Raw genomic sequence first — 15,521 nt, 5'->3', positions numbered from 1 at the left:
TTTAAATCTCCTTTGTTCCAAATTGCACACTTCTTATGGAAAGCATTCCGCTAGTACTGTCAAACTCTATCGTTCTACCAAAATTTCCGCCCGTATCTTGAGAGATAATCGGAATTTTGAATCTTCTAAGCATTTCTGTACAGGATTCAACATTGCGCGGGCCAATTCTTAGCGAATCACTGTGTCCAGACATAGCAAACATTTGAGCTCCACCAGCCATCTTAGCTTTCATGCGTTCAATGTATGCACCTGCTGCTATCATTCGATCAAGCAGCTCGGGTATGGCGGTATCTGCATATTTAGCTAGATTCATTTTGGTCTCACGGGCAATGTCTGAAGATGGCAGCATGACATGTGCCATACCGGCTATTTTTCGCGTTGGATCATACAAGGTAAGTCCAACACATGAACCTAAGCCGGTCGTTTTGAGTATCGCCCCATCCGTTGCAATATTTAAATCTGCCATGCCGACTTTGACCAAATTTTGTTGTATCATTCGCTAACGACTCCCAAAGCCCTAAAAATTTTCTCAAACGACTCTGGATCTGGAATGAGGAAAAAATGTCCTTCAAGCGACTGACAATCCTCCAAAAAGGTCGTTTCAATAAGTAGGGCCGAGTCCCCCATCTCTCCGTATTGCATTAAACCGTAGCTAAGCACGGCACCTGCCATATCTACTGCTATAGCGGGTACGGAGGGGGCCATTGCTAAATGAGTGAAATCAGCTAATGAAGATAAATAAGAGCCTGCTAAAATATTGCCAATCTCACAAAGAGCAGACAGTTCCATTTCTGAATAACCGTCCTGCTCTTCAATATTTAAGGAAAGCAGCTGACGCAACAATCGCCTTGCCGAATCTTCTTCAATGATAAAAAACATGTTGCCGGGAGCTTCTCCCTCCACTCGAAGAAAAACAGCAATGACGATTTTTTCCGAACCGCCAACACGCTCCGCCACTTCTTCAAATGGAAGCAAACTTACCTTCGGCACCGCCATATCAACTGGCTTATCTAACAAACGGGATAATGCCGTAGCAGCATTGCCTGCTCCAATATTGCCGACTTCTTTCAATACATCTAATTCAAATGCTTCAAAGCGGCTAAAAAGGTTCACAAGTTATACCTCAAGCTGCTCAAGTTGAATTATTTCATTCTTGTTGAGCACTTCGGACAAGTTCAGCATGATGAGAAGTCGACCTTCACCAAGCTTTGCAATGCCTCTTAAGTATTTAGCTTTAATGCCTCCAACAATTTCGGGCGGCAAATCAATCGTATCTGTATCAATGTCGATGACATCATTCGCCGAGTCTACGATGAATCCAACTTCGATGTCAGCCACTGAAACAACAATGATTCTTGAGTTTTCTGTAGTTGCCGTTTCCGTTAGATTGAATCTGCCTCTCAGGTCAATGACAGGAACGACCACACCGCGAAGGTTAATAACCCCTTTAATAAAAGTAGCTGTCTTCGGAACGCGTGTAATTGGAGACAATCTTTCAATCGTACGGACCTTGTCTACTTCAATTCCATACTCTTCGCTGCCTAGTGCAAACACGATAACCTTTAATTCTTCTCCCATCGTAAAAACCTCCCTATTTGATAAGTGCATTCGGATCGATAATCAATGCGACATAACCATCGCCAAGTATCGTTGCGCCGGAAATTGCTTTAATATTCGTTAAATATTTGCCCAGCGTTTTTAGCACGATTTCACTTTGACCAATAAATTCATCGACCATTACAGCTGCCCACTTCTCGCCTTTTCGAACGACTACAATTTCCGTTTCAAGCTCGTCATTCTCATTAAAATCAGGAGAGTCAAGCACTTTGCTTAGCGATACTAGAGGTATGATGGTATTTCTGAACTCTATCATTTTGTTGCCATGCACTTGAAGAATTTGTTCTTTGCGGATAATGCCTGTCTCAACGATCGAAGACAATGGGATAGCATACTTCTCCGACCCCAGCTTGATCAGCATTGCGGAAATAATGGATAGCGTAAGCGGCAATTGAACAGAAAATTTCGTTCCTCTACCAAATGCAGAATCTATCGTTACGTTTCCGCCTAGAGAAGTAATTTTTGAACGAACGACGTCTAGACCAACACCGCGTCCGGATATGTCCGAAATTTTATCTGCGGTACTGAAGCCTGCCGCAAAAATAAGCATATTAATTTCATCCGGCGTCAGCAGTTTTGCTTCGTCAGCCGTGACGACGCCATTTTTAATGGCTGTTTTTAAAACTCGTTCATGGTGTATGCCGCGGCCATCCTCTTCCACTTCAATGAAGACATGATTTCCGCTATGAAACGCGCGCAAGAAAATCGTACCGGTTTCTGGCTTGCCTGCTGCAATTCGCTCTTCCACCGTTTCGATTCCATGATCAACCGAGTTGCGCAATAGATGAACAAGCGGATCTCCAATTTCGTCGATAACCGTACGGTCAAGTTCCGTATCGGCTCCTGTAATAACAAGATCGATTTTTTTGTCTAGCGATTTTGCTAAATCTCTAATCATACGAGGGAAACGATTGAATACAGAATCCACAGGTACCATGCGAAGCTTAAGTACAATACTTTGAAGATCAGAGCTCACGCGCGCCATATGTTCCACAGTTTCAGTCAAATCACTGCGTTTGATTTCACTAGATAGCTGTTCCAGCCTAACCCGGTCAATAAGCAATTCGCTAAACAAGTTCATGAGCGTATCGAGCCTCTCAATGTCTACACGAATCGTCTTCGACACATTAGCTGGTGTGCTGGCAGCAGGTGCCGATCGAGCTTGTCCTTTTGCTGCTTCAACAGATGTAACTGCCGCTTCGGATTGCGGTGCAGCAGGTTCAGCAACTTCGACAACCTCTACTGCAGCAGCTGCGTTAGATTGGCCGAGCACGGCTAAAGACTCTGCATCTAAAGAAGTGACAACAGCGGATTCAATTTCTGAAATATTGAGCAGCTGTGCTTGAAGATCTTCCTGCTGCAAGCGTGAAATCGTAAACACCGTAAAAGTGAAATTGAATTTTTCTTGTTCAATGTCTTGAACGGACGGATCTGATTTAATAACTTCACCATTGCGCTCTAGCAAATCAAATACCATATAAGCACGAACGGCTTTTAGCAAGCAATTATCGCGAATAGCGATTTGAATATGAAAAACGTTATGTCCTGTTTCTATCGATTGAAGCAAAATCGAAGATTGAAACTCATCAAGCAGCATCGCCCCTGATGCGCTTGATTCTGCAGCACTTTGTGCATTAGCCGCTACGGTTGGAGCCTGAGTCGCTTTGCTTGCGCTATAATCGCTTTTCAAGATGATTTGCAGCGATTCAACGATCGAGGTAACGTCCGCTTTCCCTGTACCGCCGTCCACAATATCCTGAACCATTGCTTCAAGCGCATCTAACCCTTTAAACAAAGTGTCAAAAATAAAGCTGTCCATTTTTAACTTGCTGTTGCGAACGAGGTCAAGCACATTTTCCATTTCATGCGTCAGCGCTGCTAAATCTTCAAAACCCATCGTAGCTGACATTCCTTTTAGCGTATGCGCTGAACGGAATATATTTTGAACGATACTAAGCTCCTCAGGCTCGCTTTCCAGACGAAGCAAATTTTCATTCAAGGATTGCAGGTGATCATTAGATTCATCGATAAACATCGATAAATAGGCATTCATATCCATTTCCTAGCACCTCCTGTTAGTATGGTGAAGCCATTCTAGCCTATCTATTTCAGCACTGCTTGCTTCAGTTGCGAAGCAATATGCTGCAGTGGCAATACTTTACTCACACATCCAGCTTCAACAGCCGATCTCGGCATTCCATAAACGACACAGGTTTCTTCAGCTTCTGCTATGGTCGTTTCAATTCCACATTCGGATAACAGCTTCATCCCCTTCGCCCCATCGCTGCCCATGCCTGTCATTATGACCGCATGACGCTTCAGTTCGCGATATTCAGCCAAGGATTCAAACAATACATCTACAGAAGGACGATGTCCGTTGCGCTGCGGCTGTTCAGTGAGGGCAATCGAGTAGCTAGAAGCATCTTTGACAAGCTCCATATGAAAGCCGCCAGGTGCGATATAGGCAACGCCAGCAACTACTTTCTCTCCCTGCTCTGCTTCTACGACATGAATCTCGCTAAAGCTGTCTAGCCGCTGAGCTAACGATTTGGTGAATTTGGGAGGCATATGCTGTACGATAAGCACCGGTGCTGGGAAATCAGCTGGCAAAGAAGTGATTACCTCATGCAATGCTCTAGGACCGCCTGTCGAAGTTCCAATGGCTACGATATGTTTAAAGGTAGAAGCTGTCTGGACTGTCTTTGCTTTTTTTGTTGAAGGTGGCTCAGTGAAATGAGATTTAGGTTCAGCCTGCGGTACCTTTTCGACTGATTTGCGAGGTGCAATCTTAGATTTGGCATCGTTAGGCTTTGCTTCATCTTGCATATTGCTTATAAGCTTATTATGTAAAGGGGGAACCGAGCGTTGTTGCCCTTGTTTATCTTCCGCTTTCTTGAACGGCAATTTGTTCCGATCTTTAGCAGAAGTAGACAATGCTTCAAACGGCAGCTCCTCATGGTGTAAAATGTTGTTCGAAACTACTTCTTTTTTCGCTTTTGGCAAGTTGCTATCATCTGCTTTTGTTTCTTGTTTCTCGCTAATCGTAATCACTGGCTGATAACGCTTCGTTAATACTGCGATACGCAATTTCTCAAGCAGAACCTCTCCAACTTGGCGAATATCATTTGAGATCGTTGCAGAAGGTTTTCTAATGAAGTCGAATGCACCAAATTGGAGTGCTTTAATCGTTTCTCTTGTATTGTCTTCGCTTATACCTGAGAGCATTATTACAGGAGTTGGATGATCCTTCATAATAATCTGCAATGCGTCAATTCCGTTCATTAACGGCATTTCAAGATCTAAGGTAACGACATCCGGCTTCCATTCACGAACCGCTTCTATTGCTTCATGACCGTTTTTAGCTGTAGCTACGATCTTAAACTGTGAATCTTGAATGATTAAATCACTAATGATCTTTCGCATAAATGCGGAATCATCTACAACTAGTACGCGATAAGGAACCATTCCATTTCCTCCTCACTTCCAAAGGATTATCTTGAGAGTCTGAACATTTTATGCAGAAATCCTTTGACACCGCCGTTAATTGCAGTATTTTGTGGTATTTCAAGAAATTGCTTAGCGATCCGGTCAATAGCAACGGATGCTTCGCTTCCAGGATAGGCTACAGTAAAGGGCACTTGACGCTTCACAGCTTTTGACACATTTGGGTCATCCGGCAAAATACCAAGATGCGGCAAATCGGATTGAAGAAACCTGTGTGCAACCATGCTAATTTTATCAGCGGTTTGTTTTCCTTCACGGAAATCAGCGGCTCGATTGACAATTAATTTGAAGTGAACATCCACCTCCATCGCTTTAACCATCTTTATTAAGGCGTAAGCATCTGTAATTGAAGTAGGTTCGGGCGTTGTCACAACGATTGTTTCTTGCGCTGCAGTTATAAATTTAACCGTTTCCTTCGATAGGCCTGCGCCAGTATCAAACAAGATCACATCATACCTGCCATGCAGCTTGCTAATCTCATCAGCGAAACGGTCAAGCTGCTCTGTAGACAAATCCATCAAATCTCTAAAACCAGATCCACCTGCAATAAAGCTCAGCCCTTCCGGACCTTCCTGCACGATTTCCCAAATTGTTTTCTCCTGCTTGAGCAGATGATACAAATTGTACGTGGACGAAACGCCCATAAGCACATCAATGTTGGCCATTCCGATATCTGCATCAAAAACGAGCACTTTTTTACCCAATCGTTGGAGCGCTAATGCAAAATTCAAGCTGAAATTCGACTTTCCAACCCCGCCCTTACCGCTTGTTACCGTCACTACACGAGTCGTGCGGCCTTCATCTTGAAGCTCCTGCTGCTTGACTAAATTACGTAATGCTTCAGCTTGATCCATCATAAACTGTTGCTCCCGAGCAGCTGCTTAACGTATGAATCCACTTGAAACTTCTCGATATCGTCCGGAACGGTCTGCCCACTCGCCATATAGGTAGGAAGCAATTCAAAATTCATAATTAGATTAAAAATTGCTCCGTAAACCGATGTTTCATCAAGCTTTGTAAACAACACTTTTCGAACGCCGTATTTGCAAAAATGATTGGCTACTGCTGACATATCCTTCGTCTTGCCAGTCATGCTAAGCACAAGCACCGTTTCGTTAGCCTCGGTCGTTTGAAGCAAGCTGTTGACCTCTGATACATGAAGCTCGCTGCGGAAGTTTCTCCCAGCTGTATCCATATAAATGAGTTCTCGTTCTTCAAGCTGCTTGAAAGCACGGGGCAAATCCATCTGCGAGAAAACGACCTCTAGCGGCACGTTCAAGATGTTGGCATAAGTTCTGAGTTGATCCACGGCTGCAATTCGGTAGGTGTCTGAAGTAATGAATCCCACTTTCCTGCCCTGCTTGATTGTTTGTTCAGCTGCAAGCTTCGCAATAGTCGTCGTCTTGCCAACTCCGGTTGGACCAACAAAATGAACCACTCTTACATGACTGCTAATACTGCTGCCACTATAGGGTTGCAGCCACTCTTGCAGCAGCTCTGCCGCATGCTCCCATATTTGTTCCTTTGAAAAAACGATTTTTTCTTCGGATTCTTTGTCAGAAATAGCTTGTATCAAACGCTCGATCCACTGCAATTCCATTTCTTGTTCTATCAAGTGTTCTCTCAGTGCAATCAAGTGCTCTGACATTGAAATTAGATTGTTTTGCTGTTTCGAGAGTTTTAACATGTATTCTCTTAAATCTCGAATCTCATCGATGATGAATTGCTCTCGTTCTATTTTGTCCTTCTGAAGCTCTGCAATCGGTACTGAAGAAACTGCTTGAACGCTTGGCGGCTCCATTACAGCCGTTGCTGTTCGCTGCGCCGTTTGCAAAATTTGCTCAACGACCGCATCCACTTGAGGATCCGGGTTTCGCTGAGGTTTTGCTTGGGGACTCGATTGATTCGCTTGATTCGATTCGATAGCGGCGATAACCTCCATCTTTTTCTTACGAAACATCCCCATAAAGCCGCCTACTTTAATTTCCTTCGTATTCAATATAACTGCATCTTTCCCAAGCTCGCTTCGAATCAGAGAGACCGCTTCTGGCAATGCACTGACGACATATCGTTTTACTCTCATAGATTCACCACCCCGACACTCTGAACTTCAATGTTTGGCTCAAGCTCACTGTAAGAAAGAACGGGTACATCCTGCATCGTTCTCTCTACAATTTGTCTCAAATACATCCGAATGGTAGGTGATGCGAGTACAACAGGCTGTTGGCCAGCTTGGATCTGACGATTTACATGCTCATTGAGCTTCTGGTAAATCTGTTGAGTGGAAACGGGATCTAATGCAATATAGCTGCCTTGATCCGATTGCTGCACAGATTCAGCAATTTTTTTCTCAAGCTGCGGTCCTACTGTTATCACTCGTAACGTATCGCTACCAGATGAAAACTGCTGTGTAATTTGTCTTGATAGCGACTGACGTACATACTCTGTCAATATATCAGGGTCTTTCGTATAGTTTCCATGATCCGCTAATGCTTCAAAGATAGTAACTAGATCTCGTATAGACACCTTTTCTCTTAAAAGCTTCGACAACACTTTTTGTACGTCGCCAATAGTAAGAATAGACGGTATAAGTTCATCAATAAGCGCAGGATAAGACTCTTTTACATTTTCTACGAGCTGCTTCGTTTCTTGACGTCCAATCAGCTCATGTGCATGTCGTTTAATAATCTCAGTTAAATGTGTAGCTACGACTGAAGGCGGGTCAACGACTGTATAGCCGGAAAGTTCGGCACGTTCCTTCATTTGCTCATCAATCCAAATCGCAGGCAATCCGAAGGCTGGTTCAGTTGTTTCAATACCAACGACCGAATCATCCTCAAATCCCGGGCTCATGGCCAAATAATGATTAAGCAGCAAATCGCCCCGAGCGACGGTGTTGCCTTTAATTTTGATGACATACTCATTTGGCTTCAGTTGAATGTTATCCCTTATCCGGATGACTGGTACGACAAGCCCAAGCTCCAGCGCACATTGCCTGCGTATCATGATGATTCGATCAAGCAAATCTCCTCCCTGCTGCGTATCCGCAAGCGGAATAAGACCATAACCAAACTCAAATTCAATCGGATCGACCTGCAAGAGGCTAATTACACTCTCTGGACTGCGAACTTCCTCAATTTGCTGTTCTTCGACAAGCATTTCTTCTTGCTCTTGTTGCTTATGTATAGCTTTCTGCATATACCAGCCGCCAAAGGCCAGCATAATAGCGAATGGCCAAGTTCTTAATGGTCCGATTGGTGTAAGGCCTAGCAAAGCGATTGTTCCAGCTGCAATAAATAGCAGCTTCGGGTATTTGAATAGCTGAGCGGTTACATCCTCTGCCAAATTCCCCTCTGATGCTGCTCTAGTTACGATAAGGCCAGCAGCTGTGGAAATAAGCAATGCAGGTATTTGGCTGACGAGACCGTCACCAATTGTCAGGATCGAGAACGTCGAAAGCGACTCGCCAAAGCTCAAGCCATGAATCGCCATACCAATGATAAATCCGCCAACTAAGTTGATGACTAGAATGATAATGGAAGCAATCGCATCACCCTTTACAAACTTGCTGGCACCATCCATTGCCCCGTAAAAGTCTGCTTCACGTTCGATTTTGGAACGACGTGCTTTCGCTTGATGTTCATTAATCAAACCAGCGTTCAAATCTGCATCAATACTCATTTGTTTACCCGGCATCGCGTCGAGCGTGAATCGTGCTGCAACTTCCGCTACCCGTTCAGAACCTTTCGTAATAACGATGAACTGCACGACTACGAGAATGAGGAAGACGATAAATCCAATGGCAATTTCTCCACCGCCAACCCAGCTGCCAAACGTTGCAACGACTTCCCCTGCTTCCGCATGTGACAAAATATTTCTAGTGGTAGAAACGTTCAGCGCAAGTCGGAATAAGGTAGTGATTAGTAGAATTGCCGGAAATATAGAGAAATCAAGAGCTTCCTTTGTATTCATTGCAATAAGTAATATCATCAATGCTATCGAAATGTTTAAAATGATGAGTATGTCGAGTAGTAGGACTGGGATCGGGATTATCATCATGAGTACAATTCCAATTACGCCAAATAGTATTACAAAGTCCTTTGCTTTCATGACGCCTCCACCTCCCGTAGTGTTATGATTTCAATCGGCCTTTCATCTTATATACATATGCGAGCACCTCAGCCACAGCTTGGAACAGATCTGGAGGTATAACATCCCCAATCTCCGCTCGTTCATAAAGCGCTCTGGCAAGCGGTTTATTTTCCATTGTCACAACACCGTTTTCTTTCGCTATTTCTCTAATGCGAAGCGCTACATGATCCATGCCTTTGGCGATGATTCTTGGCGCTTCCATTTTGGTTGCATCATATTTCAATGCAATAGCGAAGTGTGTAGGGTTGGTAATGATGACATCCGCTTTAGGAACCTCTTGCATCATACGCTGCATGGCCATTTTGCGTTGACGCTCACGAATGCGGCTCTTAATGATCGGGTCACCTTCAGATTTTTTGTATTCATCCTTAATATCCTGCTTAGACATTCTCAAACTTTTGTTATGCTCATAACGCTGATAGAAAAAATCTGCTAATGCGAGAACGGCGAGCACCACACCAATTTCTATTCCTAGTTTTATCGTTAAACCAGCGGTAAAACTAAATATTTGTTGGATTGGCAAGCTAGCAAGCACTAATATACGGTTCCATTCTTTCGATATGGTCATATATACGAGCACCGCTACAATAAGCAGTTTTAAAACACTTTTCAAAAATTCGACTACTGTTTTAGCTGAAAAAATTTGCTTAAAGCCGTTGATCGGGTTCAATTTGCTTAATTTCATTTTTAGAGGATCACCGGTTAGCAAAAAACCGTACTGTACAACGTTGCCGAGGACACCGACAAGAACGGTTACCGCAAAGATTGGCAGTAAGATTAGCAGCATTTCAATTGCTACATCATTGAAGAGCGACATAATGTTGCCTGTCGTAACATCCATCAACAGCCAGTCTTCAAACAGATTGCCGAAGAGCATCATGATATGTGTCTTGAAATAATTGCCCATCATAATGAAGCTCATAAAAACAAAAATTAATATTAATGAACCCGGCAAATCAGCCGATCTTGCAATTTGACCCTTTTTTCTTGCTTCATCCTTTTTCTTCGGAGTTGCTTCCTCAGTCTTCTCTTGACTGAAAAGCTGCAAATCAAGCTCTAGACGGTAATTTCGCATGGGAAGCTTCCTCCTATTTCACGTCAGGCGGCGGTCCTTGCACGATACCGAATAACTGCTCCAAAGCATCAAACATGATGGAAAACAATCTTTCGAATATGCCAGCAAGACTTGGCATTAACAACACTAGCAAAATCATGCCTATAATTAGCTTTAGAGGTATCCCGATTACAAAAACATTGAACTGAGGAGCGGTTTTGGTTAAGAAGCCTAATCCAACATCCGTCAGAAACATCGCTACTACCAAAGGCGCTGACACTTGAATGGCCAGCAAAAACGTGTTTGCGAATGTTCTTGTTAAAAAATCAGTAATGCTGCCGCTCATTATTCGGCTAAATAAATCATTGGACAAAGGCATCCATTCGTAACTGTCCATAAGGCCTGTTAATAAAAAATGATGACCGTTCATCATTAAGAAAACAACTAAGATCATCATGTATTTAAAATTGCCGAGCAATGGGGCTGACGTACCTGTATGGGGATCTACGATATTTGCCATTGCAAAACCAACCTGCAAATCCATTAAGGCTCCCGCGGTCTGAACGACCGTGAAGAACAAGTAGACTACATACCCAAGCAGTACGCCGACCAATATTTCTCGAACCAGAACCAAAATATATTCAGCGTCCGGAACCATCGTCTGCTTCACACCGTACGTTAAGAAAACGATAAACGAGATAAAAAATCCGAGCCCAATTTTGAAAACATTCGGCACGCCTCGCGATGAAAAAACAGGCGCTACGACGAAAAACGCAGTTATTCGACAAAAGATTAACAAAAAAATAGGGAAACCCTGTACGATCGCGTTCATACACTCACAACCTAACCGATGTAATTATGAAGATTGTTCAGCAGATTGTAAGTGAAGTCGATAACCGTATTTAGAATCCATGGGCCAAAAATGATGATGGACACGAAAACCGCTACAATTTTCGGAACAAATGCCAGCGTCTGCTCCTGAATCTGTGTTGTTGCTTGAAATATGCTGACTAGTAACCCTACGACCAAAGCAAGAACGAGCATTGGTGCACTGGCTTTCAAAACAACGAATACGGCCTGGCTGGCCAACCCGATTATGAAATCAGTACTCATCAAACGTCCCTCCCTGCTAGTATCACGTGTTGAAACTTAATAACAAAGATTTTACGATCAAATACCATCCATCTACCAATACAAATAGCAATATCTTAAACGGCAAGGAAATCATAACAGGAGGCAGCATCATCATCCCCATTGCCATCAATGTGCTTGCGACAATCATATCGATGACTAGAAACGGAATGAATATCATAAATCCCATTATAAAAGCTGTTTTCAGCTCGCTTATGGCATATGCAGGTATTAGTACTGTGATCGGAATCTCTTCAAATGAAGCCGGCTTCTCTGTTTTCGTATAATTCATAAAAAGCATTAAGTCCTTTTCCCTCGTATGAGAGAACATAAACTTCTTCATCGGAACGGAGGCTTCCTTAAAAGCTTCTGTTTGAGAGATTTGACCTTTTAAATAGGGCTGCAATGCAACATCATTTACTTGAGAGAACGTTGGAGCCATGATAAAGAAGGTTAGGAACATTGCCAGTCCAATCAACACTTGATTGGGTGGCATTTGCTGTGTTCCAAGCGATGTTCTTACAAAGCCCAGAACGATAACGATTCGAGTAAAGCTTGTCATTAGCACCATAATCGCTGGTGCGATACTTAGTACTGTAATTAATAGAAGAATGGATAATGCGCTAGTATCGGGCGTGTCACCGCTTCCGTTGCCAATATTGATGGATACGTCGGGTAACGGCTCGGCAAATGCTTGATTATGTAATAACATCGCAAGCAATTGAACAACAACGATTGATATCCACCACTTATTTTTCATCATCCATCAACCGTTCATTTGATTTAGATTCATGCAATAACGATTCCAATTGCTGCTTGCGGTCAGCTTGCTGACTAAGCTTATTTTGCAACAAATCCTGAAAGGAAGACGTCTTGTTCCACTGCTCGTTCGTAGGATCAGACCCATTCGGATTGTTGCGATCTTTGAACTTCTTAAGTATTTGTGAAACTAGATCCTTTGACCAAGCCGATTCCTGTTGACGCTCCAGCGCTGAAATAACAGCACTTGCTTGCTCAGGATCATCTAGCTTGTCAATTAGAGTTATGTTCTCGCCGACGCCAACGATATAAATCCGACCAGCAATCTCGACGACTTGTAACGAGTTATTCTGTCCTAGCGCAATACCGCCAAGTGAACGAAGCGATCGATTCGTTCCCCACATGCGATTGCGCTGCGACAACCATTTAATGACTAAAATAATTAATACGATAACGATGGCAAGCGATACGATAACCCAAATCATGTTGCCCGCTAGATCATTTGTTCCGGTAAACATCATTTGTCCTTCATCGTTTGCGCTGCTGCCGCCTTGTGCCGCAGCAGCCGCAAATTGTGGCCAAATCGCCATCCCAAGAGCAGACACCATTGAAATGCGCGAAGCTATGTTAAACATAATGTCTAACCGTTATCCGAGTGTTTTCTTGATCGCTTCAATTACACGATCAGCTTGGAACGGTTTGACGATGAAGTCCTTTGCGCCTGCTTGAATCGCATCAATTACCATCGCTTGCTGACCCATTGCTGAACACATAATTACTTTAGCATTGCTATCAATTTTTTTAATTTCTTTCAGAGCGGAGATTCCGTCCATCTCAGGCATCGTAATATCCATTGTAGTCAAATCAGGTTTCAATTCCTTGTACTTCTCCACTGCTTGTGCGCCGTCTTGGGCTTCACCGACGACTTCGTAGCCGTTCTTTGATAAAATGTCACGAATCATCATGCGCATGAAAGCTGCGTCGTCTACGATAAGAATGCGGTTTGCCATCTTTTTATCCTCCTAGGATGCTATTGTAATTTTTGAATGCGGTCCCATTGGCTTACGATATCCGTTACACGAACACCAAAGTTTTCATCTATGACAACAACCTCGCCTTTTGCGATCAGCTTGTTATTCACTAGGATGTCGACTGGTTCGCCAGCTAGCTTGTCCAGCTCAATAATAGAACCTTGCGACAGCTCCAAAATATCTTTTATCTGCTTTTGGGTCCTTCCTAATTCTACCGTGACCTTAAGCGGTATGTCGAGAAGTAAATTGAGGTTTGTCTCATCTGGCTGAATAATTGGCGCATTGCCAAAATTAGCAAATTGCACAGGCTGTACATTAACATTTCGACTAGCTGCATGACCATATGTATGAGGCCCCGGCGGCTGCATCGACATGTCGTAGCCAGCTGCAGGTGTTTGATACGGCATAGAAGGCATTTGAGGCGCCTGTGTAGCCATATTCATTTGCGGCGGCACAGCGTTCAAATGGGCTGCTGCAGCCGTTTCTTGCATTGCCATAGCTTGTTGTGCTGCTGGCGCTGCTGCAGCCGTTTGAGGCGCTGGAACAGCAGGCTGAGCTGGCTGATCATCAACCACTCCCATTAATATATCAACCATTTGTTTCGCAAACGGAATGGGCAGCAGCTGCATGATTGTTGAATCTATGAGATCTCCAATCGTAAGCCGGAATGATATTTTTATAAACATATCTACCGGTGGCAAATGTTCCATGCCATCACCGTTATTAACATCTAGAATGTCAATGCCCGGCGGCGAAATATTGACAAACCGATTAAATATCGTTGACATCGACGTAGCAGATGACCCCATCATTTGATTCATCGCTTCTTGAACTGCACTAATGTGAATTTCATTAAGCTCTTCTACAGTGATGTTGGTGCCTTCCCCGCCAAGCATCAAATCAGCAATGATTTGGGCATCTTTTGTTTTTATGACAAGTGAATTAATGCCTTGAAAGCCGTCTACGTATTGCACGCTAACTGCAACATGAGGCTTAGGGAAAATGTCAGCAAGCTCATCTTTTCTTACAATAGTAACTTGTGGCGTAGTAATATCTACTTTCTTGCCAAGCAACGTTGACAATGCCGTTGCCGCGCTGCCAAATGTTATGTTTCCAATCTCACCCAGAGCAGACTGTTCCATATCGGATAAAAAGTCTGAAAGTTGTGTTCCGACTTCAGTGTGCTGCTCCGGTTCCGGCTCACTGGAGGATTGACGTAGCAATGCATCAATTTCCTCTTGTGACAAATAGTCCTTACTCGTCATAATCTTCTTCCACTCCTTCAGTGACAATCTCATCTACTTGAACAGCTAGCCGATCCTTAACAGAGCCTGCACTGCCAATGAATTTAAGCTTGTCTCCAACTTTAATGTTGAGACCATCATTAACTGATTTATTCAATGAAATGACATCACCAATATTCAGTCCTAAAAACTCTTGAATGGTTAGCGACGATTCGCCAAGCTCGGCTACGATAGGAAGCTTCGCTTTATTTACTCGCTGCTCCAATATTTCAACTTCCTCTGGCGCGCGAGCTTTCTTCTGCGATACAAACCAGTGATGAACAGACAGCCTGGACATAATCGGTTCAATAACGACATGCGGAATACAAAGGTTAATCATACCCGTCGTATCGCCAATTTTGGTACTGAATGAAATGAGTGCGATCGTTTCATTAGGCGATACAATTTGCATGAACTGCGGGTTCGTTTCCAATGCTTCCAGCCTAGGAGAAATATCGATTACTGTTTTCCAAGCCTCCTGCAAGCCTTCAAACGTTCGACTGAAAATTTTCTCCATAATAATGGTTTCAATTTCAGTTAAGTTGTTGATTTTGGATGGCGCTATGCCTTGTCCGCCTAACATTCGATCCAGCATTGCGTACGCTACGTTTGGATGAACTTCAAGCACCATACGACCTTCCAGCGGCTCCGCTTCAAAAATGTTCAATATCGTCATCTTTGGTATCGAACGAATAAATTCATCGTAAGGCAATTGCTCGACCTGCACGACATTAATTTGAACAAATGTGCGAAGTTGTGCTGAGAAATAGGTTGTCAAATACCGTGCGAAGTTTTCATGAATCCGCGTCAAACTTCTAATATGATCCTTCGAAAAACGTACGGCGCGTTTGAAATTATACACACTGACTTTTCGCGTCGTTTCTTCCTTCTTTAAATCCTCTGCATCCATTTCACCGGAATCCAAGGCAGCTAGTAGCGCATCAATTTCATTTTGCGATAAAACATCAACCAAATATCTCACCTCCTTCG

At 43.4% G+C, this 15,521-nt stretch carries 16 protein-coding genes; all 16 read right to left on the bottom strand.

Annotated features, from left to right (window positions below):
- Position 1: 1 nt before the first annotated feature.
- The 16 genes from BK120_RS19435 to fliM are packed head-to-tail and all read right to left on the bottom strand — an operon-like array spanning position 2 to position 15,504.
- Positions 2-496 carry a chemotaxis protein CheD gene (locus tag BK120_RS19435; RefSeq protein WP_076269169.1) on the bottom strand — a complete coding sequence of 165 codons (495 nt, stop codon included), beginning with the start codon at positions 494-496 and terminating at the stop codon, positions 2-4.
- Positions 493-1,113, bottom strand: coding sequence for a chemotaxis protein CheC (locus BK120_RS19430; protein ID WP_076269168.1), 621 nt, complete (start codon positions 1,111-1,113; stop codon positions 493-495). The genes BK120_RS19435 and BK120_RS19430 overlap by 4 nt, the downstream gene beginning before the upstream one ends.
- 3 nt (positions 1,114-1,116) lie before the next feature.
- Positions 1,117-1,578: a chemotaxis protein CheW gene (locus BK120_RS19425; RefSeq protein ID WP_076269167.1), complete on the bottom strand. Its 462-nt coding sequence runs from the start codon at positions 1,576-1,578 to the stop codon at positions 1,117-1,119.
- 13 nt (positions 1,579-1,591) lie between these two features.
- The gene (locus tag BK120_RS19420; RefSeq protein ID WP_076269166.1) at positions 1,592-3,676 is read right to left on the bottom strand and encodes a chemotaxis protein CheA; all 2,085 of its coding nucleotides are present in this window, start codon (positions 3,674-3,676) and stop codon (positions 1,592-1,594) included.
- 44 nt (positions 3,677-3,720) lie between these two features.
- Positions 3,721-5,082 (bottom strand): protein-glutamate methylesterase/protein-glutamine glutaminase, encoded by a 1,362-nt coding sequence (locus tag BK120_RS19415; protein ID WP_076269165.1) that lies wholly within the window; start codon positions 5,080-5,082, stop codon positions 3,721-3,723.
- Positions 5,083-5,108: 26 nt separating this feature from the next.
- Complete coding sequence (locus BK120_RS19410) at positions 5,109-5,978, bottom strand: MinD/ParA family protein (protein ID WP_076269164.1); 870 nt, start codon at positions 5,976-5,978, stop codon at positions 5,109-5,111.
- Complete coding sequence (gene flhF, locus BK120_RS19405; RefSeq protein ID WP_076269163.1) at positions 5,975-7,204, bottom strand: flagellar biosynthesis GTPase FlhF; 1,230 nt, start codon at positions 7,202-7,204, stop codon at positions 5,975-5,977. The genes BK120_RS19410 and flhF overlap by 4 nt, the downstream gene beginning before the upstream one ends.
- Positions 7,201-9,231: a flagellar biosynthesis protein FlhA gene (flhA, locus tag BK120_RS19400; protein WP_076269162.1), complete on the bottom strand. Its 2,031-nt coding sequence runs from the start codon at positions 9,229-9,231 to the stop codon at positions 7,201-7,203. Before flhA ends, flhF begins: the two co-directional genes overlap by 4 nt.
- A 22-nt stretch (positions 9,232-9,253) precedes the next feature.
- Positions 9,254-10,348: a flagellar biosynthesis protein FlhB gene (gene flhB / locus BK120_RS19395; protein WP_076269161.1), complete on the bottom strand. Its 1,095-nt coding sequence runs from the start codon at positions 10,346-10,348 to the stop codon at positions 9,254-9,256.
- A gap of 13 nt (positions 10,349-10,361) precedes the next feature.
- The gene (fliR, locus tag BK120_RS19390) at positions 10,362-11,159 is read right to left on the bottom strand and encodes a flagellar biosynthetic protein FliR (protein ID WP_076269160.1); all 798 of its coding nucleotides are present in this window, start codon (positions 11,157-11,159) and stop codon (positions 10,362-10,364) included.
- A gap of 11 nt (positions 11,160-11,170) precedes the next feature.
- The gene (gene fliQ, locus BK120_RS19385; protein ID WP_054028974.1) at positions 11,171-11,440 is read right to left on the bottom strand and encodes a flagellar biosynthesis protein FliQ; all 270 of its coding nucleotides are present in this window, start codon (positions 11,438-11,440) and stop codon (positions 11,171-11,173) included.
- A gap of 22 nt (positions 11,441-11,462) precedes the next feature.
- On the bottom strand, positions 11,463-12,170 hold the full coding sequence (gene fliP, locus BK120_RS19380; protein WP_372239010.1) for a flagellar type III secretion system pore protein FliP: 708 nt from the start codon (positions 12,168-12,170) through the stop codon (positions 11,463-11,465).
- Between the two features lie 37 nt (positions 12,171-12,207).
- Positions 12,208-12,807, bottom strand: a complete 600-nt coding sequence (locus tag BK120_RS19375) for a flagellar biosynthetic protein FliO (RefSeq protein ID WP_179089830.1) — start codon at positions 12,805-12,807, stop codon at positions 12,208-12,210.
- Positions 12,808-12,864: 57 nt separating this feature from the next.
- The gene (locus BK120_RS19370) at positions 12,865-13,227 is read right to left on the bottom strand and encodes a response regulator (RefSeq protein WP_076269158.1); all 363 of its coding nucleotides are present in this window, start codon (positions 13,225-13,227) and stop codon (positions 12,865-12,867) included.
- Between the two features lie 20 nt (positions 13,228-13,247).
- Complete coding sequence (gene fliY, locus BK120_RS19365; protein WP_076269157.1) at positions 13,248-14,513, bottom strand: flagellar motor switch phosphatase FliY; 1,266 nt, start codon at positions 14,511-14,513, stop codon at positions 13,248-13,250.
- Positions 14,503-15,504 carry a flagellar motor switch protein FliM gene (gene fliM, locus BK120_RS19360; protein ID WP_054028979.1) on the bottom strand — a complete coding sequence of 334 codons (1,002 nt, stop codon included), beginning with the start codon at positions 15,502-15,504 and terminating at the stop codon, positions 14,503-14,505. The genes fliY and fliM overlap by 11 nt, the downstream gene beginning before the upstream one ends.
- Positions 15,505-15,521: the final 17 nt, after the last annotated feature.

It is taken from the genome of Paenibacillus sp. FSL A5-0031 (assembly GCF_001956295.1).
Lineage (GTDB): Bacteria > Bacillota > Bacilli > Paenibacillales > Paenibacillaceae > Pristimantibacillus.
Note: the sequence above shows the minus strand (reverse complement) of the source record. Positions and strands in the feature narration are given on the sequence as shown.